16 protein-coding genes and 1 pseudogene are annotated in these 22,642 nt (G+C 71.6%); 9 read left to right on the forward strand and 8 right to left on the reverse strand.

The genetic code is table 11. From position 1 onward, the window contains the following. Positions 1–167: 167 nt before the first annotated feature. Genes ACFWVV_RS09565 through ACFWVV_RS09575 form a run of 3 tightly spaced genes read right to left on the reverse strand, consistent with a single transcriptional unit; the run spans position 168 to position 3,347 of the window. The gene (locus ACFWVV_RS09565) at positions 168–1,082 is read right to left on the reverse strand and encodes a carbohydrate ABC transporter permease (protein WP_384355905.1); all 915 of its coding nucleotides are present in this window, start codon (positions 1,080–1,082) and stop codon (positions 168–170) included. Continuing rightward, positions 1,082–2,023, reverse strand: coding sequence for a carbohydrate ABC transporter permease (locus tag ACFWVV_RS09570; RefSeq protein ID WP_384355907.1), 942 nt, complete (start codon positions 2,021–2,023; stop codon positions 1,082–1,084). Before ACFWVV_RS09570 ends, ACFWVV_RS09565 begins: the two co-directional genes overlap by 1 nt. A gap of 28 nt (positions 2,024–2,051) precedes the next feature. After that, entirely contained in the window at positions 2,052–3,347 is a 1,296-nt protein-coding gene (locus tag ACFWVV_RS09575) for an ABC transporter substrate-binding protein (protein WP_384355909.1), read from the reverse strand. Between the two features lie 365 nt (positions 3,348–3,712). Between ACFWVV_RS09575 and ACFWVV_RS09580 the strand changes: the two genes are divergently transcribed. Further along, the gene (locus tag ACFWVV_RS09580; protein WP_384355911.1) at positions 3,713–4,858 is read left to right on the forward strand and encodes a LacI family DNA-binding transcriptional regulator; all 1,146 of its coding nucleotides are present in this window, start codon (positions 3,713–3,715) and stop codon (positions 4,856–4,858) included. A 181-nt stretch (positions 4,859–5,039) separates the two neighbouring features. Here the strand turns inward: ACFWVV_RS09580 and ACFWVV_RS09585 are convergent. Then, a pseudogene (locus ACFWVV_RS09585) lies at positions 5,040–7,268 on the reverse strand (MMPL family transporter); the annotation flags it as partial. Positions 7,269–7,504: 236 nt separating this feature from the next. Here ACFWVV_RS09585 and ACFWVV_RS09590 point away from each other — a divergent pair. Together ACFWVV_RS09590 and ACFWVV_RS09595 are read left to right on the forward strand one after the other, a co-directional pair. Beyond that, positions 7,505–8,887 (forward strand): sensor histidine kinase, encoded by a 1,383-nt coding sequence (locus ACFWVV_RS09590; RefSeq protein ID WP_384355913.1) that lies wholly within the window; start codon positions 7,505–7,507, stop codon positions 8,885–8,887. Then, positions 8,884–9,669: a response regulator gene (locus ACFWVV_RS09595; RefSeq protein WP_384355915.1), complete on the forward strand. Its 786-nt coding sequence runs from the start codon at positions 8,884–8,886 to the stop codon at positions 9,667–9,669. The genes ACFWVV_RS09590 and ACFWVV_RS09595 overlap by 4 nt, the downstream gene beginning before the upstream one ends. 81 nt (positions 9,670–9,750) lie before the next feature. On the opposite strand, the gene sigJ is transcribed toward ACFWVV_RS09595, so the two are convergent. After that, complete coding sequence (gene sigJ, locus ACFWVV_RS09600; RefSeq protein WP_384355917.1) at positions 9,751–10,674, reverse strand: RNA polymerase sigma factor SigJ; 924 nt, start codon at positions 10,672–10,674, stop codon at positions 9,751–9,753. Positions 10,675–10,866: 192 nt separating this feature from the next. On the opposite strand from sigJ, the gene ACFWVV_RS09605 reads away from it, so the two are divergent. Next, a complete protein-coding gene (locus ACFWVV_RS09605) occupies positions 10,867–11,340 on the forward strand; it encodes a carboxymuconolactone decarboxylase family protein (RefSeq protein ID WP_384355919.1) in 474 nt (157 codons plus the stop codon). A gap of 48 nt (positions 11,341–11,388) precedes the next feature. Here ACFWVV_RS09605 and ACFWVV_RS09610 read toward each other — a convergent pair whose 3' ends face one another. Further along, complete coding sequence (locus ACFWVV_RS09610; protein WP_384355921.1) at positions 11,389–12,051, reverse strand: TetR/AcrR family transcriptional regulator C-terminal ligand-binding domain-containing protein; 663 nt, start codon at positions 12,049–12,051, stop codon at positions 11,389–11,391. 148 nt (positions 12,052–12,199) lie between these two features. Here ACFWVV_RS09610 and ACFWVV_RS09615 point away from each other — a divergent pair, with 148 nt between their 5' ends. Together ACFWVV_RS09615 and ACFWVV_RS09620 are read left to right on the forward strand one after the other, a co-directional pair. Next, a complete protein-coding gene (locus ACFWVV_RS09615) occupies positions 12,200–13,711 on the forward strand; it encodes an MFS transporter (protein WP_384355923.1) in 1,512 nt (503 codons plus the stop codon). 43 nt (positions 13,712–13,754) lie between these two features. After that, a complete protein-coding gene (locus tag ACFWVV_RS09620; RefSeq protein WP_384355925.1) occupies positions 13,755–15,065 on the forward strand; it encodes an MFS transporter in 1,311 nt (436 codons plus the stop codon). Positions 15,066–15,370: 305 nt separating this feature from the next. On the opposite strand, the gene nadE is transcribed toward ACFWVV_RS09620, so the two are convergent. Further along, positions 15,371–16,201, reverse strand: a complete 831-nt coding sequence (gene nadE, locus ACFWVV_RS09625) for an ammonia-dependent NAD(+) synthetase (protein WP_384355927.1) — start codon at positions 16,199–16,201, stop codon at positions 15,371–15,373. A gap of 280 nt (positions 16,202–16,481) precedes the next feature. Continuing rightward, the gene (locus ACFWVV_RS09630) at positions 16,482–18,167 is read right to left on the reverse strand and encodes a GMC oxidoreductase (RefSeq protein ID WP_384355929.1); all 1,686 of its coding nucleotides are present in this window, start codon (positions 18,165–18,167) and stop codon (positions 16,482–16,484) included. A 236-nt stretch (positions 18,168–18,403) separates the two neighbouring features. Between ACFWVV_RS09630 and ACFWVV_RS09635 the strand changes: the two genes are divergently transcribed. The 3 genes from ACFWVV_RS09635 to ACFWVV_RS09645 all read left to right on the forward strand — a co-directional run bounded on the left by ACFWVV_RS09635 (position 18,404) and on the right by ACFWVV_RS09645 (position 22,541). Beyond that, entirely contained in the window at positions 18,404–19,687 is a 1,284-nt protein-coding gene (locus tag ACFWVV_RS09635; RefSeq protein WP_384355931.1) for a serine hydrolase domain-containing protein, read from the forward strand. 413 nt (positions 19,688–20,100) lie between these two features. After that, entirely contained in the window at positions 20,101–20,859 is a 759-nt protein-coding gene (locus ACFWVV_RS09640; protein WP_384355933.1) for a carbonic anhydrase, read from the forward strand. 62 nt (positions 20,860–20,921) lie between these two features. Beyond that, complete coding sequence (locus ACFWVV_RS09645) at positions 20,922–22,541, forward strand: SulP family inorganic anion transporter (RefSeq protein WP_384355935.1); 1,620 nt, start codon at positions 20,922–20,924, stop codon at positions 22,539–22,541. Positions 22,542–22,642 lie beyond the last annotated feature (101 nt).

The raw sequence follows: 22,642 nt of genomic DNA on the forward strand, positions 1-22,642 counted from the left end.
AAGGGGTACGGGACGGGTGGGGGCCGGCGAGGGCCCGCCGAGGGGCCGGGGCGGGGGGAGCCTGCTCGGGCCTCGCGAGAGAGTCTGCGGCCCGTCAGATGGCCCGTCAGAGGCCTTGAGGATGCGGCCGAGGGGGCCGCTGAGGCCCTGGTCAGGGGCAAGGGGGATCAGCCCTTGACCGCGCCTTCGCCGACGCCGCGGAAGAAGAAGCGCTGCAGGCAGGCGAACATCACGATCAGCGGTGCGACGGCGATGATGGTGCCCGCCGCGACCACCCGCTGGTTGTTCGCGAAGGTGCCGTGCAGGAAGTTGAGGCCCACGGTCAGTGTGAAGTTCTCGGAGTCCGACAGCACGATGAGCGGCCACAGGAAGTCGTCCCAGGCGCCCATGAAGGCGAAGATCGCGACGACGGCGAGGGTGCCCTTGACCGAGGGGAGCGCGATCCGGACGAAGCGCTGCCACACGTTGGCACCGTCGACGACGGCCGCCTCCTCGATCTCGTACGGAATGCCGCTGAAGGCGTTCCGCATGAGCAGGACGTTCATCGCGCCGATGCAGCCGGGGAGCACCACCGACAGGAGGGTGTCGTTGATGTCGAGGCTGCGCATGGTCGCGAACTGGGCGATCATGATCGCTTCCATCGGCACCAGCAGCGCCGCCACGAACACCAGGGAGGCGACGGCGCGCCCCTTGAACCGGAGCCGGGCGAGCGCGTAACCGGCCATGGCCGCGCCCGCGATGTTGGTCAGGACGTTGGTGACCGCCACCTTCAGCGAGTTCAGGATGTAGTCCCAGACCGGAATGATGTCCGCGACGCCCTTGTAGTTGTCGAACGTCGGGTGCGCGGGCAGCAGCTGCGGCGGCGAGGTGAAGATGTCCTCGCCTGCGCCCTTCAGCGATGTGGACAGCTGCCACAGGAACGGGCCGATCATGACCAGCAGGACCAGGGTCAGCGCCAGATAGCGGACCACGAGCCGCCACGTGGGCGTTCTGCGACCCGGCTTGCGCGGCCCGGACGCGGGCCGGGGGCCGGATGCCCGTACGGGGGCGGGGGCCGCCGGCGTTTCGGTCGTGGTGGTCATCAGTCCTTGTCCTTCCGGTCGGCCCGCAGCACGAACAGCATCAGGATCAGCGTCAGGACGAACAGCGTGATCGAGATCGCCGAGGCGTATCCGGTACGTCCCTGGAGCCCGGTGCCGACCCGCTGGATCAGCATGACGAGCGTGGTGTCCTGGCCACCGGGGCCACCGGTCGGGCCCGCGATCAAGAAGACCTCGGAGAAGACCTTGAACGCGGAGACCGAGGACAGCGCACCCACCAGCACCATGGTCGGGCGGACCGCAGGCACCGTGAGGGAGAAGAAGCGGCGGATCGCGCCCGCCCCGTCCACCTCGGCGGCCTCGTGCAGCTCTCGGGGCACATTGGTCAGCGCGGCCAAGTAAATGATCATGTAGTAGCCGAGGCCCTTCCAGACCGTCAGCAGCATCGAACTGATCAGCAGCAGCCACTGATTGGACAGGAAGGGCACCGGGTCGACGCCCAGCATCTGCAGGGCCCCGTTGATGAAGCCGCGGTCGTCCAGCATCCACACCCACATCAGGGCGACGACCACGACGGACGCCACCACGGGGGTGTAGAAGGCGGAGCGGAAGAAGGCGATGCCCGGTACGTGCTTCTGTACGAGGAGCGCGAGCAGCAGGGGCAGGAGGACCAGCAGGGGTACGACCACCACGACGTACAGCGCGCTGTTGCGCAGTGCCACCCAGAACTGCTCGTCGTCGAGGAGCGCCTGGAAGTTGGCGAGGCCGACGAACCTGCCCTCGGTGAGGGTGCGGGCGTCCGTGAAGGACTTCCACACCGTCGCGAGGAACGGGTACAGGTTGAACGCCAGGGTGATCAGCAGGCCGGGCGCCAGGAACAGCCAAGGGCTGAACGCCCGGTGGGAGCGTCGGCCGCCCCCGGTCGCGGGGAGTGCCGGGGCCGCGGCGGCCGTTTTGCCGGTGGCGGAGGGGGAGGTGCTCACGGGGATGCTCACGGGGGCTGCCGTCCCGTCAGTTCTGCGCGAGGAGCTTGTTCATCTGCTCCACGGCGCTGTCGAGCGCGGCCTGCGGGGACTCCTTGCCCTGGAAGCACTTGGCGATCTCGTTGCGCAGGATCGTCTTCATCTCGTCGCTGAACAGCACGGGCGTGTAGTTCACCGCCTCGGGCAGCATCTTTGCCGAGGCCACCCTGATCCGGCCCTCGGCGGTGCCGTCGTCCTTGGTCCAGTACTCCTTGTCCAGGGAGCCCTTGGTGGAGGGGAAGACCGCGACCTCGTGACCGAAGGCCTCCTGGTTCCTGCGGTCGGTGAGGAAGTGGGCGAAGGCGACGGCGGTGGCCGCGTTCTCGCTCTGCGCGTTCACCGAGAGGCCCTGCAGATACATGTTCTGCTTGCCGGTGTTGGTGGGTACGTCGGTGATGCCGAGGTTGCCGTACAGCGACGGGGCGTTCTTCTTGAAGTTGTCGATGTCGTGGGCGCTGCCCGGGTTCATCGCTATTTCCTGCTGAAGGAACTTCGTGCCCGTGGAGTCGTCCTTGAGCGTCAGCGTCTGCTTGTGCAGGCCGCCCTCGTCATACAGCTTCTTGTACTTGGTGAGGAGTTCGACGCCCTTGGCGCTGTTGAGCACGAACTTCTTCCCCTCCTTGTCCATCGGCTCGACGCCGTAGCGACCGAAGTCCTCGACGGTCGGCGGCTGCCCGAGGGTGGCCTTGCCCTTCTCCGCCAGCTGCGATGCGGTGGCGAACAGCTCGTCGAAGGTCTTCGGCGGCTTCTGCGGGTCGGCGCCGCCGTCCTGGAACATCTTCTTGTTGTAGAAGAGGGGCCCGCTGTTGAGGTACCAGGGGAAGGAGTACGTGCCGTCCATGCCGGGCATCTCGAAGCCCTTCCACGCACCTTCCAGGTACTCGGGCTTGAACTTCGAGGCGACCTTGTCCTTGTCCAGGTTGAGCAGCAGCCCCGCCTTGGCGAGCGGGTAGGCGAGGTCGGGCGAGAGGTTCACGACGTCCGGCAGGGAACCGGCCGAGGCGTCGGCGCTCAGCTTGTCGGGGTACCCGTCGGCGGGCTGGTCCACCCACTTGACGCTGGTGCCCGGGTGCTGCTTCTCGAAGTCCTTGATGGCGCCTTCGAAGTAGTCCTTGAAGTTCGCCCTGAGGTTCCACGTCTGGAACTTGATGCTGCCCTCGACCTTGCCGTCGGTCGACGAACCCGTGCCCGTACCCCCGCCACCGCAGGCGGTGACAACGGAAAGACAGAGGACGGTGCCGAGGCCGACAGCTGTCCGGATCGCGACGCTGCGACGAATGGACATAGGGAACTTACTCCTTGCCTGGGTTCTTGCCGGGTGCGAAGAGCTCGGCGTCAGCCTGTAGTTCGATTCCCTTTACGTCAACGCTCGATAAACGAATCAGAATTGCAAAGCCGCAGGTCAGAGCAACTAAAAAGAACTAAATTCTCTAAAGGCGGTGCTGTGGACGGCGGGTGGGGCGGCGCCGTCCGGTGAATTGGGGAGGGTTACTGTGGCGCGTAGGAGCTACCTGAAGGAGTTTCTGCGGACATGGGTGCGCCCGGGGCAATGGAGCCCTCACACGGAGCAGGCGGGCCGGACCGTACGACGTACGGTCCAGGCAGCGCGGGGCCACGGCGGAGGCGTGCCGGGCGGCTGGGGTGTGCCGGATGAGGAACCGTCGCAATCCGTGGGACACCGGCGAGGAGCGGCCGCCCCGCGTCCCCACGCTCAAGGAGGTCGCCCGCGAGGCCGGGGTGTCCACGAGCGCGGTGTCCTTCGCCCTCAACAACCGGCCCGGAGTCTCCGACGCCACCCGCCGCCGGGTGATCGCGGTCGCCGAGCGGCTCGGCCGGCGCCCCGGACCCGGCAACGCCCCGGCCCCCGCCGACGAGCGCTCCCGGGCGATCGGCATGGTGCTGGCCCGCCCCGCCGGAAGTCTCGGCGTCGAGGCCTTCTTCCTCCAGGTGGTCTCCGGCATTCAGGCCGGACTGGCCCCGCACGACCACGCCCTGGTCTTCCAGATGGTCGACGACATCGAGGCCGAGTGCGACCTCTACCGGCGCTGGTGGGCCGAAGGCCGGGTGGACGGCGTGATCGTGGTCGACCCCCGGGTCAGCGACCCCAGACCCGAGGTGCTGGCCACGCTGCGGATGCCCGCCGTGGTCGTCGGCGCGATGGAGGCTCCCGGCACCGCCCGCCCCGGCAACGGGCCCATCCCCGCCACCGCCTTCGGCCGCCGTGCGCGGCTCTCCAACCTCTGGGCGGACGACACCGGCGCGATGGAACTGATCATTCAGCACCTGTACGAGCTCGGACACCGCCGCATCGCCCACATGGCGGGCCCGCCCGGACTCGCCCACACCGCGCGCCGGATAGCCGCCCTGCGCGCCACGGCCCGGCGGCTCGGCCTGGACCACGCGGTCTCCGTGACCACCGACTTCACCGACCACCAGGGCGTCAGGGCGGCCCGCCGGCTTCTCTCGGGCCCGATGTGTCCCACGGCCCTCATCTGCCACAACGAGGTCATGGCGGTCGCGGCAGCGGGCGTCGCGTCGGAACGCGGGCTGCGCATCCCCGAGGACGTGTCCGTCGTGTCCTGGGAGGACTCCGCGATCTGCCGGACCTACCACCCCCGGATCACCGCGCTCTCCCGTGAGCCGGGGGCGTTCGGCCACCGGGCCGCCACCGAGGTGCTGAGTCTGCTCGCCGGCTCCGAACCGCGCTGTCTGCAGGACCCGTTGCCCCGGCTGGAGCCCCGTGAGAGCTCGGGGCCGCCGCCGTCCACGGTGCCGTCCCAGCGGCCGGCTCCCTGAGGGGTACGAAACCGGGGCCGTACCCGGGGCCTGGTCCGGGGCCGTACCCAGGGCCGGGTCCGCCACCGCCACCGTGTCCGCGTCCGGCAGTGACCCCGGGACCGGCCGGGCGCGGCTGGAGCGGCCACCAGAGAGCGCGGCCCAGGAGGGTGGCGAGGGCCGGGACCAGTACCAGCGACACGACGAGCGCGGACAGCAGGATGCCGAGCGTCGTCGCGAACGCCATCTGCCCGTTGCCTGGGGCCGTCGCGAGGGTGGCGAACGAGGCGGCCAGTACCAGGCCGGCCGTCGCGACCGCCGGTGCGGTGTGCCGGACCGCGCGGGCCACCGCGGCGCGGGGCGGGCCCGGTTGCCGCATCTCCTCGCGGATCCGGTCGGTGATCAGAATGTTGTAGTCGGTGCCCAGGGCCACGACGAACAGGAACAGCACCAGCGGCAGCGTGTAGTGGACACCCGGCTCACCGAGGCCGTGCTGGAACAGGAGGGTGGCGGCACCGAGCGTCGCGGCGAAGCCGAGCCCTACGGAGAGCAGCAGCACCAGCGGGGCGAGCAGGCTGCGCAGGAGCAGCAGCAGGAGCAGCGCGATCAGTCCGGCCGCGACCGGGAACACGGTCTTCAGGTCGTGGTCGACGGCGGTCGCGATGTCCGCCTGGATCGCCGCGGTCCCGCCCACGTGCGCCGTCGTTCCGGCGGGCGTGTGCTGTCGGACCGTGCTGCGGACCGGTCCCGAGGCCAGGTCGCGGGCCTGCTGACTCCGCGGGTCGGCGGTCGGGTGCAGGTCGATGCGGGCGGCGCTGCGGTCCTTGGTCAGGACGGCCGGTGCGACCTGCTCCACCCCCTTGACCTGCCCCAGGGCGCGGGACATGCCGTCGAGCCCGCCGGTGGTGAGGGGGCTGGGGCCGGTGCTGGTGATGTACACGCTCGTGGGGTCGAGGAGGCCGGCTGGCAGGGTGCGGGAGATCTCGGCGGCGGTGGCCGCGGCGGGGGTGCCGGTGTCGGGGCCGCCACCGCCGTAGTCCATCCGCAGGCCGGTCAGCCCGGCGGCCAGGGCGGCGAGCAGAACGACGGAACCCGCCAACAGGGCGAGCGGGCGGCGTGCGACGAGCGTGCCGAGCCGGGCGGCGCGGCCCTCGGGCGGCTCGCGGTCGAGGGTGCGGGAAGGCCAGAACATCCGGCGCCCGGCGGCGGCGAGCAGCGCGGGCATCAAGGTGAGGCTGCCGAGCAGCATCACCAGCACCGCCACCGCGATCGCGGGGCCCATCGAGCGGAACTGCCCGAACGTCGCCACCCCCAGCGTCGCGAAGGCGGCCACGATGGTCAGCGCCGCGGAGGCGATCGCGGTGCCCACCCGCCCCGAGACCTGTTCGGCGGCCTCGCGGACGGACTGCCCCGGCCGCTTGCGCAGTTGCTCCCGGAAGCGGAACAGCAGGAACAGCAGGTAGTCGAGACCGATACCGAGCAGAACCACGTTGATCAGGTCCGTGATGCCAGGGTCCAGGGTGCGCCCGGTGAGCAGCGCACCGCCCGCCACGGCCCCCACCGCCACGAACCCGATCATCGCCACCGCGAGCAGCGGCAGCAGGGCCAGCAGCGCGCTGCGGAACACCAGCACGTTCAGCAGCACGATCAGTCCCACGGCGATACCGCCCGCGACCTTGGTGACGGTCCCGTTGCGGTCGGCGGTGTCGGCGCTCTCCGCGAGGGTTCCGGTGAATCCGGTGCGCATCCCCGCCTCGGCGAACTGCGTCCGGGCGGCGTCCCGGAAGGCCCGGTAGACGCCCTGGACCCCCTTGTCGGTGGGCTGTCCGGTCAGCGCGACCGTCAGCAGCCGGAAACTTCCGTCGGGGGCCGTCGATGCCGGGGAGGCCGACGGCGCCGGTGAGCGCGGTGACGTGGCTGACGCAGGTGAGGCCGGTGAGGCGACTGAAGCAGGTGAGGCGGCCGACCCCGCAGCGATCCGCGGCGTCTGGGACCGGTCGGGGACCAGGAACCGGGGGCCGTCGTCCTCCCTCGGCATCACCACCCGCCGCTTGCCCAGCTTCGCGGCCTCGGTGTCGATCCGCTGCTGGTCGGTGGAGGTGAGGGGTCTGCCGTCGGCCCTGGCGACCAGCACCGTCACGGTGGTGGCGTCGGGGTCGGCCCCGAAGCGCTCCCTGGCGATGTGCTGCGCGGCGGCCGAGTCGTAACTCCTGGGCAGGAAGTCCCCGGTCCGGCTCTGCGTGACCCGGTCCAACAGGGTCGGGGTCAGGGCGCTCAGCACGACGCCCAGCACCCCCCACAGGGCGATCACCTTCCAGGGGTGTCGGGTGGAGTACCGGGTCAGGGCACGGATCACGGGGTCCTCCGGCGGACGACTTCGAGGGGCGGATACCGACGTCTGCCGGGGATTTCCGGCCGGTCTCCAGACCATCAGCCCAGGGTCCGTACGGCGTCGTGGCGGCGGATGATCCGGACCGGGGCCCCGGGTCCTTCCCCGGCGCGCGACCAGGACCCTGGTCCTGGGCCCGAGCCGCTGGGGTACGGCACCGGAAGAGGAGTGCCCGCAGGTCAGGGGCGGTGGCCCGCCCTTCGACGGTGCGGCGGGCCCCCTCGGCCGTGCAACCCTTGCCCGGGGGCCGGGAGGCCGGACGCAGGAAGGACCCACACATGCCCACGAGCCGGCACACCGGACCTGATGACGGACCTGTCGACCACGACGGCGGCGGCCACAGCGACCACGGCGGCGACCACCACGGCGGTCACGGCAGCGACCACCACGGCGGTCACGGCAGCGACCACCACGGTGGCCTCAGCGGCCACAGCGGCGACCACCACCGCGACCACGGCGACCCCGGCGTCCATCCCGAGCCCCCCTGGACCCGGAACGACGCGCTCGTGGCCGGTGGGGCCTGTGCGATGAACCTGCTCAGTTACGTGTTCTTCGACGACCCCGGCGGCAGGTACGCCGTCACCGTGGCCGGGTTCCTGCTCGTCGCGGTGGCAGCCCTGCCACTGCTCGCCCGGCGCCGCCACCCGGTGGCCACGCTCGCCGCCGTACTGGCGCTCGACGCGACGGCCACCCTCACGGTGCCGCTGCCCAGCCACTTCGGTGCGGTCCTGCTCGTCGCCCTGTACTCGGTCGCCAGGGCCTGTTCCGGCCGGGTGACGGCTCTCGCGGCCCTCGCCGCCGTCGGCACGGTGACGGTGACCCTGGTGAGCCGCAGCGGTGGCCGGATTCCGCCTTGGCAGGACGTCCTGCTGGCCCCTCTCACCACCCTGCTCGTCGTCGGCACCGCGCTGGCGGTCAACCGCTGGCAACAGGAGGTGGCGGCCAACCGAAGGCTCCTCGCCGATCGGGCGGTGGCCGACGAACGCCGCCGTATCGCAAGGGAGTTGCACGACATCGTGGCCCACCACATCACCACCATGCAGCTGATGGCGGGCGGCGCCAGGGCCAACCTCGCCCACCCGGAGGTGGCCCGCGACGCCCTGGTCACCCTGGAGTCGTCCGGGCGCCTCGCACTGAGCGAAATGCGCCAACTCCTCGACGTACTGCGCGCCGGGGACGAACCGGAGGACGCGCCCTCGCAGCCCCAGCCCGGTGCGGGCGACCTCGGGCGGCTGGTGAGCGAATCCCGGCTCGCCGGACTGCCGACCGAATGCGCCGTCACCGGAACGGAGCGGCCGCTGCCGCCGACCGTCGGCCTCACCGTCTTCCGTATTGTCCAGGAAGCCCTCACCAACTCCCGCAAGTACGCGGGCCCCGCAGCCAGGGCGGCCGTACGGCTGACGTACGGTCAGGACCGGATCACCGTCGAGGTACGGGACGACGGCGGGGGCGCGCCCGGCCCGGACGACGTACCGGACCGGGGACCCGGCGGCTCCGGCGGCTACGGGCTGATCGGCATGCGCGAACGGGTCGCCCTGCACGGCGGCACCCTCACCGCGGGTCCGCAGAGCGGCGGAGGGTTCGCGGTGCTGGCCGAACTGCCGCTGGCCGAGGGCGAGACGGCCGAGGCGGCCGTCCAGTACGAAGGAGGCATCCGATGACCGGGACCGGAACGACGGACGGGGCCGGAGTGGCACACGAGGCCGGGGTCGCGCAGACGGCCGGAGCGGGGGAGGGGACTGAGGCGTCGCCCCCGCGCATCAGGGTGCTCATCGCCGACGACCAGCCGCTCGTCCGGCGCGGGTTGTCGCTGATCCTCTCCCCCGACCCGTCCTTCGAGGTGGTGGGGGAGGCCGAGGACGGTGCCAGGGCCGTCGCCCTCGCCGGGCGGCTGCGCCCCGACGTCGTGGTGATGGACATCCGGATGCCCGTCATGGACGGGGTCGCCGCCACCCGGGCACTCGCCGCCACCCTCCCGGGCTGCCGGGTCCTGGCCCTCAGTACCTTCGACATGGACGAGTACGTGGTGGGCGCCCTGCGCGCCGGAGCGTACGGCTTCCTGCCCAAGGACAGCTCTCCCGAGGACCTGGGCGCGGCCATCCGCACCGTGCACGGGGGCGAGGCCGTCGTCGCGCCGCGCCTGCTCACCCGGCTGATCTCCGCCTACGTACGGACGCCCGGTCCCGCGCAGCCGGCCCCCGCGGGCGCCGGTGACCTGACGCCCCGCGAGGTCGAGGTGTGGCGTTTGATGGCCACCGGCCTCGACAACACCGCCATCTCCGGCGCCATGGACCTCAGCATCTCCACGGTGAAGAACTACATCACCAGCATCTTCGACAAGCTGGGCGTCCGTGACCGGGCCCAGGCGGTCATCGCGGCCTATGAATCGGGCCTGGTCACGGCCCGCGCGGCAGCGGGGGAGCCGAGCGCGGACCGCCCGTAGGGACTGTCCGCGACAGCGGGGGAGCCCGCCGCGGCCGGCCCTCGGCTCCCTGTCGGCTTCCCGCCGGCTCCTCATCCCGGTTCAGCAGGCCGACCAGGTGCGGAGCTTCTCCGGGTTGCGTACGGCCCAGCAGCGGACGATACGGCCGCCCACGATCTCGAACGCGAGCACCCCGGTGGTGGCGCCGTCGAGCTGGGTGACCAGGCCGGGCCGGCCGTTGACCGTGCGTTCCAGGACGGTCAGGCCGGGCACCGCGGTCACGGCAAGCAGGTAGCGGGCCATCTCCTCGCTGCCGTGCACGGGGTGCACCGCGGCGGCCACCAGCCCGCCACCGTCGGCGAAGCCGGTGACGTCGGGGTCGAGGAGGGCGACGAGCGCCCCGATGTCCTTGGCCTCCCAGGCCCGCTTGAACGACCTGACGACCTCGGCCTGTTGGGCCACCGGTGCGGCCGGCAGCGCCTGGGTGCCCCGGATGCGCCGACGCGCAGAGGTGGCCAGCTGACGGCAGGCCGCCGGGGTGCGGCCGACGATCTCGGCGACCTCGGCGAACGGGTACCTGAAGACGTCGTGCAGGATGAACGCCACGCGCTCCGCCGGGGTCATCTCCTCCAGCACGACCAGGAACGCCATGTTGACCGACTCGTCGAGCGTGACCCGGTCTGCGGGGTCCGCCGTGCCCCCGTCCGGCGGCCCGCCGCCCCACTCCGTACGGTCGGGAAGCGGCTCCGGAAGCCAGGCGCCGACATAGCTCTCACGGCGGGCCCGTGCGGAGCCCAGCACGTCGAGGCAGATGCGGCCCGCCACCCTCGTCAGCCAGGCACCGGGCGAGTCGATGGCCTCCCGCTGCGCGCGCGACATGGCGTACCAGCGGGTGTACGCCTCCTGCACGACGTCCTCGGCATCGGCCAGCGAGCCGAGGAGCCGGTAGGCGAGATTGATCAGCTGACGCCGCTCGCTGACGACCGCGCCCATGCCGGGTTCGGACGGGTCGTACGGGGTCTTCATGGTGTGGCTGCTCCCTCGGCCGCGACGGATGTCCCACCTGTACGACGAGACGGCCCCGCCAAATGTGAGGTGCCGCCGCGGGCCTCACACTCCGGTGGGCTGCCCCGTCGGACAGCTGGGGGACGCACACGGTCCTCGCCCTGCTTGTTCCGTACACCCGGGCGGTTGCCCGGCCCTACCAGGGAGCTCACCATGGACGCCCGTATCGACTTCCACACCAACCCGGTCGGTGCCAAGTACCTCGGGCACCTCGTCGCCGCGGGCGGGGCCCTGAAGGAGGCGCCGTTGCCGGACGCGACGCAGCAGCTGATGGCCCTGCGCATCAGCCAGATCAACGGCTGCGGCTTCTGCGTCGACATGCACACCAAGGGCGCGGCCGCCGCCGGTGAGACGTCGGTACGTCTGCACCTGGTGGCGGCCTGGCGCGAGGCCGCCGTGTTCACCGACGCCGAGCGTGCCGCCCTCGAACTGGCCGAGGAGGGCACCCGGATCGCGGACGCAGCGGGCGGGGTGCCCGACGAGGTCTGGGCGAACGCCGCCAAGCACTACGACGAGGACCAGCTCACCGCCATGATCGGCACGATCGCCGTGCTGAACGCGTTCAACCGGCTGAACGTCCTCGCCCAGCAGCCCGCGGGCGGATACCAGCCCGGCCGGCTGGGCTGAGCGACACCCGGCCGTACGCCGCCGGCCCCGCAGTCCGGGGCCGGCGGCCTACTCGTTTCCCGGGCTCCACACCCCCTCCCTGGCCGCCGTGTACGCCGCGCGGGCGGCGCGGTCGGCGTCGGCCTCGTCGAGGGGGCGGCCGGTGTTGAGGAAGGCGTAGTAGAGGGGGGCGGAGACCGCGGCGACGACCGCGTGGGGGTCGGTGCCGACGGGGACCTCACCCCGGGCGACGGCGTCGCGTACGCAGCCCGCCCACTCCTCGATGCGTACGGCGTAGAAGTGGTGCAGTGCGTCGGCGGCCTGGCCGTTGCAGAGGGACGCGGCGATCAGGGCCTTGAAGAGGCGGCCCTGGCGGGGGTCGGTGAGGGTCCCGACGACCAGCCGGGCGTTGGCCCGCAGGTCCTCCTCCAGAGAACCGTGGTCGGTACGGGGCAGCGACTGCTCGGCCATGTCGGACAGCAGGTCCGCGGCGAGCGCCCCGGGGTTCCCCCAGCGGCGGTACACGGTCGTCTTGCCGACGCCCGCGCGGCGGGCCACCTCGCCGAGGTCGAGGGTGCTGAACCCGTCGGCGGCGAGGGTGTCGCCCGCGACCTGGAGGACGGCCTCACGGACCCGGGCGGTGCGCCCGCCGGGGCGCAGGGTGCCGGGGGCGGAGGCGTCGGGATGGGAGGTGTCGGGCACGGCGGTGTCGGGATCGGAGGTGTCGGGCACGGCGGGACTCCTTCGTCGGGGCGGTTCACGGGACCACACAGCACACCTTATCGGCACCATGGTTCCTTTACGGCGGCACGCGTGCTAACTTCATCGACGTAACGGAACTGCCGTCCCATTAACTCGCCCCTGGATGAGGAAGCCCACCATGTCCGCAACCAAGCCGGCACCCCGGCCGGCCCCGCACCCCACCCCCGCCCCCACGAAGACCGCTCCCGCCGCCACCACGCCCGCCAGCCCTGCCCCCGGTGCCCAACCGCCCAGGCTCACCGGCCGGTTGAAACTGATCCTGGCCGTGCTGCTGGTCGCCCAGTTCATGCTGGCCGTCGACTTCTCGATCCTGAACGTGGCCCTGCCCGCCATCGGTGACGGACTGGGCTTCTCCCTCGCCAACCTCCAGTGGATCGCCACCGCGTTCGCGCTCTCCGCCGCGGGATTCACCCTTTTCTTCGGCCGGATCGGAGACCTGATCGGCCGCCGGAGGATCTTCATCGGCAGCCTCGCCCTGCTGGGCGTCGCCTCACTGGTGGGCGGCCTGGCCACCAGCCCCGAGGTGCTCCTCGTCGCCCGCGTCGCTCAGGGCCTGGCCACGGCGGCCGCCACCCCGGCCGGCCTCTCCCTGCTCACCACCGCCTTCCCCGAAGGCCCGCTCCGGCAGAAGGCGCTCGGCATCAACGGCGCCCTGATGTCCGCCGGCTTCACCGCGGGCGCGGTCCTCGGCGGCGTACTGACCGAACTCCTCTCCTGGCGCTGGGCGTTCTTCATCAACGTGCCCGTCGCGCTCGCCGTCGTACTGATCGCCCCGGCCGTCATCAAGGAGTCCAGGCCCACCACCCGCCCCAGGCTCGACTTGCCCGGCGCCCTCACCGTCACCCTCGGACTGCTCGGCCTCGTCTACGGACTGACCCAGGCCGGCGAGCACGGCTGGACGCATCCCCACGCGCTGGCCGGGCTCGGTGCGGGAGTGCTCCTGCTCGCCGCGTTCTTCCTGATCGAGCGCAAGGTGGCCGCGCCGCTCGTCCCGCTGAAGACCCTCGGCCGCCGCAACGTCGCCTGGGGCAATGTGCTCGGCCTGCTCGCCTTCGTCACCGAGACCTCGCTCGTGTACCTCCTCACCCTCTACCTCCAGAAGACCCTCGGCTTCTCCGCGCTCACCGCCGGGATCTCCTTCGGCGTGCTGGGCATCGGGACCGTCGTCGGCGGCCTGCTCGCCCCGAAGGTCATCGCCAGGACCTCGACCCTGACCGCACTGGTCGCCGGCGGTGTCATCCAGACCGTCTTCACCGCCGCACTGCTCTTCCTCGGCACCACGACCACCGCGTCCATGGCGCTGCTGCTGCCCGCCACGTTCTTCGGCGGCATCGGCAACATGCTCGTCATCGTCGGCTTCATGGTCACCGCCACCAGCGGACTCCCCGACGCCGAACAGGGCCTGGCCACCGGTCTCGCCTCCATGTCCCAGCAGGTCGGCATCACCATGGGCACCCCGGTCATGGCCGCCGTCGTCACCGCCACCACCGCCGGAGCGACCACCGCCTCCGCCATGCACCACGGCGTCGTCACCGCGATCGCCGTCAACGCGGGCCTGGTCCTGCTCGGTGTGCTCCTCGCGGCGGTCTTCCTCCGGCCGTCCGCGAGGAAGGCACGGACCTCTTCGTAAAGCGGTGGCGGGCGCGGAGGCGCGGGGGAGAGGATCGCGGGCTGTGACCTCCCTCGAAGAGCAAGCAGCGAACCGGCCGTCCGCCCCCGCAACGGTCCCCGGCCCCGCCTCCACAGCGGCCCCCGCCCCCGTTCCCGTAACGGTCCCCGCCCCCGCCCGCCCCCTCCGCTCCCGTGCCTTCGCCCTCTTCTTCGCCGCCCGGGCCGCCTCCAAGCTGGGCGAGACCATGCTGCCCGTGGCTCTCTCGGCCGGGCTGCTGCAGCACGGGATGGGGGCGAGCGAGGTCGGACTGGCGATGGCCTCGACCATCGCGACCTGCGCGGTGTTCATCGTCTTCGGCGGGGTCTTCTCGGACAGGTTCAACACCCTGCGCCTGATGGTGGGTTCGGATGCGGTACGCGTCCTCACCCAGGCGGTGACCGCGGTTCTCTTCCTCACCGGGCACGTGGTGCTGTGGCAGATCTGCCTGATCGGGGCGGTCAACGGCATCGCCACCGGCCTCTTCCAGCCCGGCGTGGCCAGCACCATCCCCCGCGTCGCCGACGACGTCCAGGCCGCCAACGGCACGATACGCATCGGTGAGTCCCTCGCCATGCTCGCCGGACCGGCCGTCGCGGGTCTGCTCGTCGCGGTCGCCGACCCGGCAGCGGTGTTCGCCGCCCACGCGGCGGCGTACGCGATCAGCACCGGGTGCCTGGCGCTGCTCCGGCTGCCCCCAACCGGGGAGAAGGAGCGGGGGCCGCGCCCCGCCACCACCTACTGGTCCGATCTCGCCGAGGGGTGGCGGGAATTCCGGTCACGCACCTGGCTGTGGGGGACGATCGTGATCTGGATGTTCTTCATGGTCACCGCATGGGGGCCGATCATCCCGCTCACCTCCGTGGAACTGATCGGCGGCCACGGCGCCCGGACCTACGGCCTGATCAGCTCGGCCCTCGGCCTGGGCACCGCACTCGGCGCGGTGCCCGCGATGCGGCTGCGCCCGGCCCGCCCGCTGCGCGCGGGCGCGCTCGCCCTGCTGGGGACGGCATGCTTCCCGGCGGCCGTCGGGGCCCAGCTCCCGGTGTCCGCCCTGCTGTTGGCGTCGGCCCTCACCGGGGCCGGGATGGGCTTCTGGAGCGTGATGTGGGCGACCAGCGTCCAGACCAGGGTGCCGGGCCCTGTACTGAGCCGTTTGCACGCCTATGAGGTCGCGGGATCGGTGGCCATGCTGCCGGTGGGCCAGGCCCTGGCAGGACCGGCCGCCGTCCTCTTCGGCGCGCGTACGGTCCTGCTGGCGGGCGGCGCCCTGACGCTCGTGGTGGTGGCCGCCCTGCTCTGCGTACCGGCGATCCGCGGCCTGAAGCGGGTCTGAAGCGGGTCTGAACGGGGGTGCCGCAGACCGGCCCGGGCATGGTCGCGGGGCCCGGGGAAAGGGGCGAGCCCGGCATCAGGGTGGTGGTGGGCTGATGCCGGGCTCTTGTGCCGAACGGGAGAGGCACTCTTCCCAGGGCGGCGGGACGGTCGCGTTTCCGCGTCCGGCCTCGATCCGTGTTCGACCGGATCAGAGTAACCGGTGCGCGGACCTCTTTTTTCCCCGGGGTGGCCCATGGATGTTCCCCGGGGACATCCACGGGGTCGTCACGGTGCCGCGCGGAGCTCGTCCCACAGCCCTCCGGCTCAGGGCGCGGTCGGCAGCCGGCGCTTGTGCTCGGTGAGCCGGTAGCGGCGGACGATCGTCTCGAAGGCGGCCTCGTCGACCGGCTTGCCCTCCAGGAAGTCGTCGATGACGTCGTACGTCACGCCGAGCGCCTCCTCGTCCAGCTTGCCCGGCGACAGCGTCTCCAGGTCGGCGGTGGGGGCCTTGCCGACCAGCCCGGCCGGTGCGCCCAGGGCCTGCCCCACGGCGCGCACCCGCCGCTTGGTGAGACCGGTGAGCGGCACCACGTCGGCCGCGCCGTCGCCGAACTTGGTGAAGAAGCCGGAGACCGCCTCGGCCGCGTGGTCGGTGCCCACCACCAGGCCGTCCTGCGCGCCGCCCACCGCGTACTGGACGATCATCCGCTGCCGGGCCTTGATGTTGCCGTGCACGAAGTCCTTGTGGTGCGCGTCGCGGAAGACCGTGCCGCCCGCCACCACGGCCTCCAGCGAGGCGTCGCTGGCCGGCTTCACGTCGACGGTCAGGACCTGGTCGGGGTTGATGAACTCCAGCGCCAGCTGTGCGTCCTTCTCGTCGGCCTGGGCGCCGTACGGCAGCCGCATCGCGTAGAAGGTCGCGTCCCCGCCGTCGGCCCGCACCCGCTCGACCGCCAGCTGGCACAGCCGGCCCGCGGTCGTGGAGTCCACGCCGCCGCTGATGCCCAGCACCAGCGCACGCCGGTCCGTGGAGGTCAGTTGTCCGGCCAGGAAGGCCACCCGGCGCTCGATCTCGTGCTGTACGTCGAAGGACTCGCTCACCTGGAGATCCCGGGCGATCTCCTGCTGGACGGAAAGGGGCGCCAGGTCGGTCACGGTTGCTCCTCGGTCGGGTCTCTGGACGGTGCCGCCACGTCCGCCGGGCCGGAGCCCGGGCGTGTACGCGGACGAAGTCACTCTAGAGGCTCGCGGCGAAGAGCCCAGCTCAAGGGCGGGTGGCTCGGGTACCGGCTGTGTACAGGTACTCGGGTACCTGCGGTGTATGTGTCCCGGCCCGGTACCGGGCGGCCGCCCGACCCGGTGCGGGGGGTCAGGGGCGTCGCCGTACGGCCGCCGGAGGCGACGGTGACGGCAACGGGTCCGCGCGCGTGCGTGCCTACAGGTCCTCGGCGAGGATGCGCTCGATGTTGCGCTCGGCGAGTGCCGTGATGGTGACGAACGGGTTGACTCCCGCGTTGCCGGGGATGAGCGAGCCGTCCATCACGTACAGGCCCGGATGCCCGTGCAGCCGGCCGTAATTGTCGGTCGCCCGGTTGAGGACCGCGCCGCCCAGCGGGTGGTAGGTCAGGTGGTCGCCCCAGATCTTGTACGAGCCGAAGAGGTCCGTGCGGTAGATCGTTCCCTCCTTCTTGTTGATCTTGTCGAAGATGGTGCGGGTGGCGTCGATGCCCGGCTGCTTCCAGGCGGTCTGCCAGCTGAGGTCGACCCGGCCCGCCGCCGCGTTCCAGCTGAACTGGGCGCGGTGCGGGTTGTTGGTGATGGTCAGGTACAGGGAGGCGTACGTCTCGATGCCGGTGGGCAGCGGGGCGACCTCGGCGAACGCGCCGCCCGCCTCCCAGTTGTCGATGGCGGCGGTGGGCATGGACGACTGGAGCTTGCCGGTCGCGTCCCACATGTGGTTGGCGCGCCCGCACATGATGTTGCCGTTGTCGCCCCAGCCCTTGCCGATCTCGTCGTTCAGCCGGGGCAGCGCACCGGTGGCCTTCAGCCGGGTCAGCAGCTTGGAGGTGCCGACGCTGCCCGCCGCGAAGAACACCCGCTCGGCCGTCACCGCCTTGGTGGCCGTGACCGCCCCGGTGGTGTCGAGCTGCTCGACCATGACGGCGTACCCGGTGCCCTCCGGCGAAGGACGCACCGAAGTGACCTTGTGGAGGGGCGAGATGACGACCCGTCCGGTTGCTCTGGCCGCCGCGAGGTAGGTCTTCTGCAGGGACTTCTTGCCGTGGTTGTTCCCGTACAGCACCTCGCCCGCCAGCGCGGACCTCGGCACCTCGCCCGCGGCCTCCCGCTCCATGTAGTCCCAGTCGTACACGTTCGGTACGAAGACGAACGGGAACCCGGAGCGCTCGGCGTGCTTGCGGCCCACCCGTGCGTACTGGTAGCAGGCGGCCGCGTCCCACCACGCGGGGTCGACGTCGGTGACGCCGAGCCCGGCGTTGGCGCGCGGGTAGTACGTGCGGTACATCTCGTCGGCGTTCACCGAGGGGAGTACGGCGCCGAACCTCTCCCGGCGCGGAGTCACCGCCATTCCGCCGTTGACCAGGGACCCGCCGCCCACGCCGCGCCCCTGGTAGACGGTGATGCCGGGGAACTCCTCGGCGTCCAGGATTCCGGTGTGCTTCGGGACGTCCTTGTCGAGGGGGAAGCCGAGGAAGTTACTGAGGGGCTGTTTGGTTCTGGTGCGCAGCCAGAAGGAGCGGTAGTCCGGTGTGGTGGTGTTGGCGAAGATCTTGCCGTCGGAGCCCGGTCCTTCCCAGGCCATGCCCATCTCGACCATGTGCACGGGGATTCCGGCGCGGGCCAGCCGCAGGGCGGTGACGGAGCCGCCGTACCCGGTGCCGATGACCAGGGCGGGGATGCGTTCCCCCGGCTGCAGCACCCCGGGCGAGGCGACGGCCGCTCTCGCGGTGGCGGCGGACAGGGGGCCCGACAGGGCGACGGCCCCCAGGAGCGAGCCGGTACCGGCGATGAACCGCCGCCGCGAGACGGGCGGGGCCGGGGAGGTTCCGGGCGGGTGAGTGATGTCGGTGGATGGGGTGGAGTGGGTGATCAATCCGCTCATGCGAGGTTCCTTACTTTCGTGGGGGAGGAGTGGGAGTTCTACTGCTACGGGCGTGAAGAGTCGACACGAACCGGTAAGTAACTTCCTGTCCTCCCCAGAAGTGCGGACCAGCCACTTCCCGTGCCGTTGCCTGGTTACTCTCTGGTCCCAACCGGCAACCCAGAAGCCGGAGTTGGGCGTCTCACCGATCACAGGGGCAACACCTGCCCCGCTACAGCACTCTGGAGGCACCACCCATGAAGCAGCGGCGCGCCATACGTACCGCATCGCTCACCCTCGCACTGGCGGCGTCCCTGACCGCGGCCACGCTCGTCCCGGCCGCGTACGCCCAGCCTTCGGGCGTGCGGGCGGACCAGGCGGACGGCGGTCACGGGGCGACCCGGGCCGCACTGCGCGCGATGGTCGAAGCGGCCGGCCAGCCCGGTATCGGGGCCGCGGCCCGCGACGCCCGGGGCGACTGGTTCGGCACCGCCGGTGCCGCGGACACCGGCACCGGCCGGAAGTACAGGGCCAAGGACCACTTCCGTGTCGCCAGCATCACCAAGGTGTTCATCGCGACCGTCGTGCTCCAGCTGGAGGCGGAGGGCAGACTCCGGCTCGACGACACGGTGGAGCAGTGGCTGCCCGGTCTGCTGCAGGGCAACGGCTACGACGGCCGCAAGGTCACCCTGCGGCAGCTCCTCAACCACACGAGCGGCATCGCCAACTACACCGAGGACCGCGCGTTCATCAACAACGCGGCAGGACCCGGCTTCCTGGAGCACCGCTACGACACCCACACGCCCGAGGAACTCGTCGCCGTCGCGCTGAAGCACGCCCCGCCGCGCGACCCGAAGCTGGGCCCGTACTACTCGAACACCGGCTTCGTGATCGCGGGCATGGTCATCGAGAAGGTGACGGGCCGTTCGTACGGGCGCGAGGTCGCGCGCCGCATCCTGCACCCGCTGAAGCTGCGCGACACCTCGTTCCCCGGCACGTCGCCGTACCTGCCGAAGTCGCACCCGGTGGCCTACTCCAAGTTCCACCAGAGCGACCCGGCCCCGATCCACGACGCCACCGAGCAGAACATGACCTGGCTGGGCGCGTCCGGTGACGCCATCTCCACCACCGGCGACCTCAACCGGTTCCAGCGCGCGCTGGTGCAGGGCAAGTTGCTGCCGCAGGCCCAGATGAAGGACATGCTGACCGAAGTACCGGTGAACAAATACTCGAGCTACGGGCTGGGTGTCGAGTTCGCGACGCTGAGCTGCGGGGTGAAGGTGGTGGGCAAGAGCGGCCGTACGAACGGCTCCCTGTCGGCCATGGTCGGCACCCAGGACGGCAAGCACCAGCTGGCGTTCAACGTCAACGGCGACTGGATGCCGAACGGGCAGTACTACGTCGACGTGGTCGAGGCGGAGTTCTGCGGCAAGCTGCCGCACACACCCGCCAAGCCGTCGCCCACGGCGTCCGCGCCGGCGGCCGGGCCGGCCGGTGCGTCTCCCGCCGACTCGCTCCCGGCGCTCACCCGCGGGCGCTGATCCCGCACACCGCATGCCGACGCCCGGGCCCTCGTACGGTCCGGGCGTCGGCATGCGCGTCGGCATGAGCGGAACGGTAGGGAAATTCCGATAAATGTTCGGGTGAACCTCCGAGCAAATGCGCGGATTGTGTTCGGGTGCTCCACCGTATGCACAAGAAATCCCTGACCAGCGGTTGATTCCTGGATCAACCCCCAGCTCAAGGGCGTGAATTACTCATTCTTTGGCAGGAATTTGCTCTGTCATCAGAGGTTAATGTGATGGCAAAGTAGGGGTCACGACAGTCCCACAGGCTGTTTCCGGGAGCGACACGCAGCCGGCTGCCCCACAGCCACCGTGCCGCTCCCTCGTGACCATCGACCCGACCACACCGCGCCCGCCCCCCACGGCGAGGACGCAGGAGGCAGGCCACCATGAAGTCCCTGATCGAAAACGCCCGTTCCTTCGCCGCGACACATGTGGCGGACCCCCGGAACACCGCCGCCTTCCAGGCGCTGCGGACCGGACAGTCTCCCGAAGCGCTGTTCGTGACGTGTTCCGACTCGCGCGTCGTACCCGCCCTCATCACCGGCGCCCGTCCGGGCGAGCTCTTCGAGCTCCGTACGGCGGGCAACGTCGTCCCGCCCTACCCGTCGGCCGCCGCCGCAGGCATAGCCGATGCCGCGGGACCGGGCGGGGCCGGCCGGCGCGGCGGGACCGCCCACCCGCAGAGCGAGGCGGCCACCATCGAGTACGCCGTCCGCGTGCTCGGCGTCCGCGACATCGTCGTCTGCGGCCACTCCCACTGCGGTGCGGTGGGGGCCCTGGTGCGTGGCGAAGACCTGTCCGCCGTACCCGCGGTGCGCGACTGGCTGGAGCACGCGGTGGGCCCCGACGCGGCCGTCCGCTCCGTCGTCCCCGAATCGGCCGACGTGGCCGAAGCGGTACAGACCCATGTGCTCGCGCAGGTGGAGAGGCTGCGCGCGTACCCCTGCGTGCAGGAGCGGCTGGCCGACGGCACCCTCACCCTGCACGCCTGGTACTACGAGGTGCACACCGGGACCGTCACCGCGCACCGGCCGCCCCGTACGGACTCCCCGTCCGCCGACGGGCACAGGGGCGCGACGGGCGACCGGTCCCGCGCTCCCGGGGCGGTGGCCACCCGCCCCCGCCCGGTGTTCGGCCCGCTGTGACAGAGCCGCCGCGCCCCACCGAACGGCCCGCTCTCCGCACCAGCGACAGGACCCCCACGCACATGGCCACACCGCCCGAGCCCGCACCCTCCCCGCCCGCAACCGCGACCCCCGCCGCCGCGACCTCCTCCGCCACGTCCTCCCCGTCCGTACCCCCCACCCCCGCTTCCTCGCTCCGCGCCACCCTCCTCTCGCCCTTCGGCCCCCTGCGCGAACCCGGGGTCCTGCGCCGGGACCTGCTCGCCTCGCTCGTCGTCTTCCTGGTCGCCCTGCCGCTGTGCGTCGGCGTCGCGGTCGCCTCCGGCGTGCCCGCCGAACTCGGCCTGGTCACCGGCATCGTCGGCGGCCTCGTGGTCGGCATGCTGCCGGGCAGCGCACTCCAGGTCAGCGGCCCGGCCGCCGGGCTGACCGTGCTGGTCTTCGAAGCGGTACGGGAGTTCGGGCTCGGCATGCTCGGCGCGATCGTGCTGCTCACCGGGTTGCTCCAGGTAGGACTCGGCCTGCTGCGCTGCGGCCGGTGGTTCCGGGCGATCTCGGTGTCCGTCGTCCAGGGCATGCTGGCCGGCATCGGACTCGTACTGATCCTCGGCCAGCTCTACAGCATGGCCGGCGCCGACCAGCCGCTCTCCGGAACCGCCAAGGTGACCGGTCTGCCGGGCCTGTTCGCCGACACGGTCACCTCCCCGGCCGCACTGAGCGCGGCAGGCGTCGGGCTCGGCACCGTCGCGGTCCTGCTCCTGTGGCCGAAGCTCCCCGCGAAGGTGCGGGTGGTGCCCGCACCGCTGGCGGCCGTCGCCCTGGCCACCGCCGTCACCGCCGTGCTGTCACTGGACCTGAAGACGGTGACCGTACGGGGTCTCGCCGATGCCATCCAGCCGCCCGGGGCCACCGAACTGGCGGGCCTGGGCAGCCTCGCCGTCCTCGGTACCGTCCTCGCCTTCACCCTCATCGCCTCCGCCGAATCGCTGTTCAGCGCGGCGGCCGTGGACCGTATGCACGACGGCCCCCGCACCCACTACGACAAGGAACTCGTCGCCCAGGGCGTCGGCAACACCGTCTGCGGTGCCCTCGGCGCCCTGCCGATGACCGCGGTCATCGTGCGCAGCTCCGCCAACGTCCAGGCGGGTGCCCGCACCCCGCTCTCCCGGATCCTGCACGGCGGCTGGCTGCTTCTCTTCGCGGTACTGCTGCCGGTCGCGCTCGGCATCATCCCGCTCGCGGCACTCGCGGGTGTCCTCGTGCACGCGGGCTTCAAGCTGCTCCCGGTGAAGGAACTGCTCCCGCTGGCCCGGGCCCACCGCGGCGAGGCGGTGGTCCTGGCCACCACCGCGGTCGCCATCCTCGTCACCAACATGTTCGAGGGCGTCCTCATCGGCCTGGCCCTCGCCGTGCTCAAGTCCGCCTGGGAGACCTCCCAGGCCCACGTCTCGGTGCGGGAGCTGACGGGGGGCCGCCTGGTCGTCACCCTCACCGGCAACGCCACCTTCCTGCGGCTGCCCCGCATCCTGGAAACGCTGGAGGCCCTGCCCAAGGACCGCCCGATAGAGCTCGACCTCACCGCCACCCACCACCTCGACCACGCCTGCCGTACGACCCTGGAGAACTGGGCCGTACGGCACAACGACAGCGACACGGAGGCCGTCCGCATGACCACCCGGCCGGTGGCCGGGCCCGCCGACTGACCGCGGGCACCGACTGACCGCAGGCACGCGAGCTCCGACCCCCGGGCCGGCACGGAGGCAGGACCTCCGTGCCGGCCCGGGGGCGTCCCTGACCGGCGAGA

The organism is Streptomyces sp. NPDC058663, assembly GCF_042716745.1.
Classification (GTDB): domain Bacteria; phylum Actinomycetota; class Actinomycetes; order Streptomycetales; family Streptomycetaceae; genus Streptomyces.

What these genes read in the sequence shown, in the direction of transcription:
- ACFWVV_RS09565 (WP_384355905.1), bottom strand. Translation starts at nt 1,082, where the DNA reads ATGACCACCACGACCGAAACGCCGGCGGCCCCCGCCCCCGTACGGGCA.
- ACFWVV_RS09575 (WP_384355909.1), bottom strand. Translation starts at nt 3,347, where the DNA reads ATGTCCATTCGTCGCAGCGTCGCGATCCGGACAGCTGTCGGCCTCGGC.
- ACFWVV_RS09580 (WP_384355911.1), top strand. Translation starts at nt 3,713, where the DNA reads ATGAGGAACCGTCGCAATCCGTGGGACACCGGCGAGGAGCGGCCGCCC.
- ACFWVV_RS09590 (WP_384355913.1), top strand. Translation starts at nt 7,505, where the DNA reads ATGCCCACGAGCCGGCACACCGGACCTGATGACGGACCTGTCGACCAC.
- ACFWVV_RS09595 (WP_384355915.1), top strand. Translation starts at nt 8,884, where the DNA reads ATGACCGGGACCGGAACGACGGACGGGGCCGGAGTGGCACACGAGGCC.
- sigJ (WP_384355917.1), bottom strand. Translation starts at nt 10,674, where the DNA reads ATGAAGACCCCGTACGACCCGTCCGAACCCGGCATGGGCGCGGTCGTC.
- ACFWVV_RS09605 (WP_384355919.1), top strand. Translation starts at nt 10,867, where the DNA reads ATGGACGCCCGTATCGACTTCCACACCAACCCGGTCGGTGCCAAGTAC.
- ACFWVV_RS09615 (WP_384355923.1), top strand. Translation starts at nt 12,200, where the DNA reads ATGTCCGCAACCAAGCCGGCACCCCGGCCGGCCCCGCACCCCACCCCC.
- ACFWVV_RS09630 (WP_384355929.1), bottom strand. Translation starts at nt 18,167, where the DNA reads ATGAGCGGATTGATCACCCACTCCACCCCATCCACCGACATCACTCAC.
- ACFWVV_RS09635 (WP_384355931.1), top strand. Translation starts at nt 18,404, where the DNA reads ATGAAGCAGCGGCGCGCCATACGTACCGCATCGCTCACCCTCGCACTG.
- ACFWVV_RS09640 (WP_384355933.1), top strand. Translation starts at nt 20,101, where the DNA reads ATGAAGTCCCTGATCGAAAACGCCCGTTCCTTCGCCGCGACACATGTG.
- ACFWVV_RS09645 (WP_384355935.1), top strand. Translation starts at nt 20,922, where the DNA reads ATGGCCACACCGCCCGAGCCCGCACCCTCCCCGCCCGCAACCGCGACC.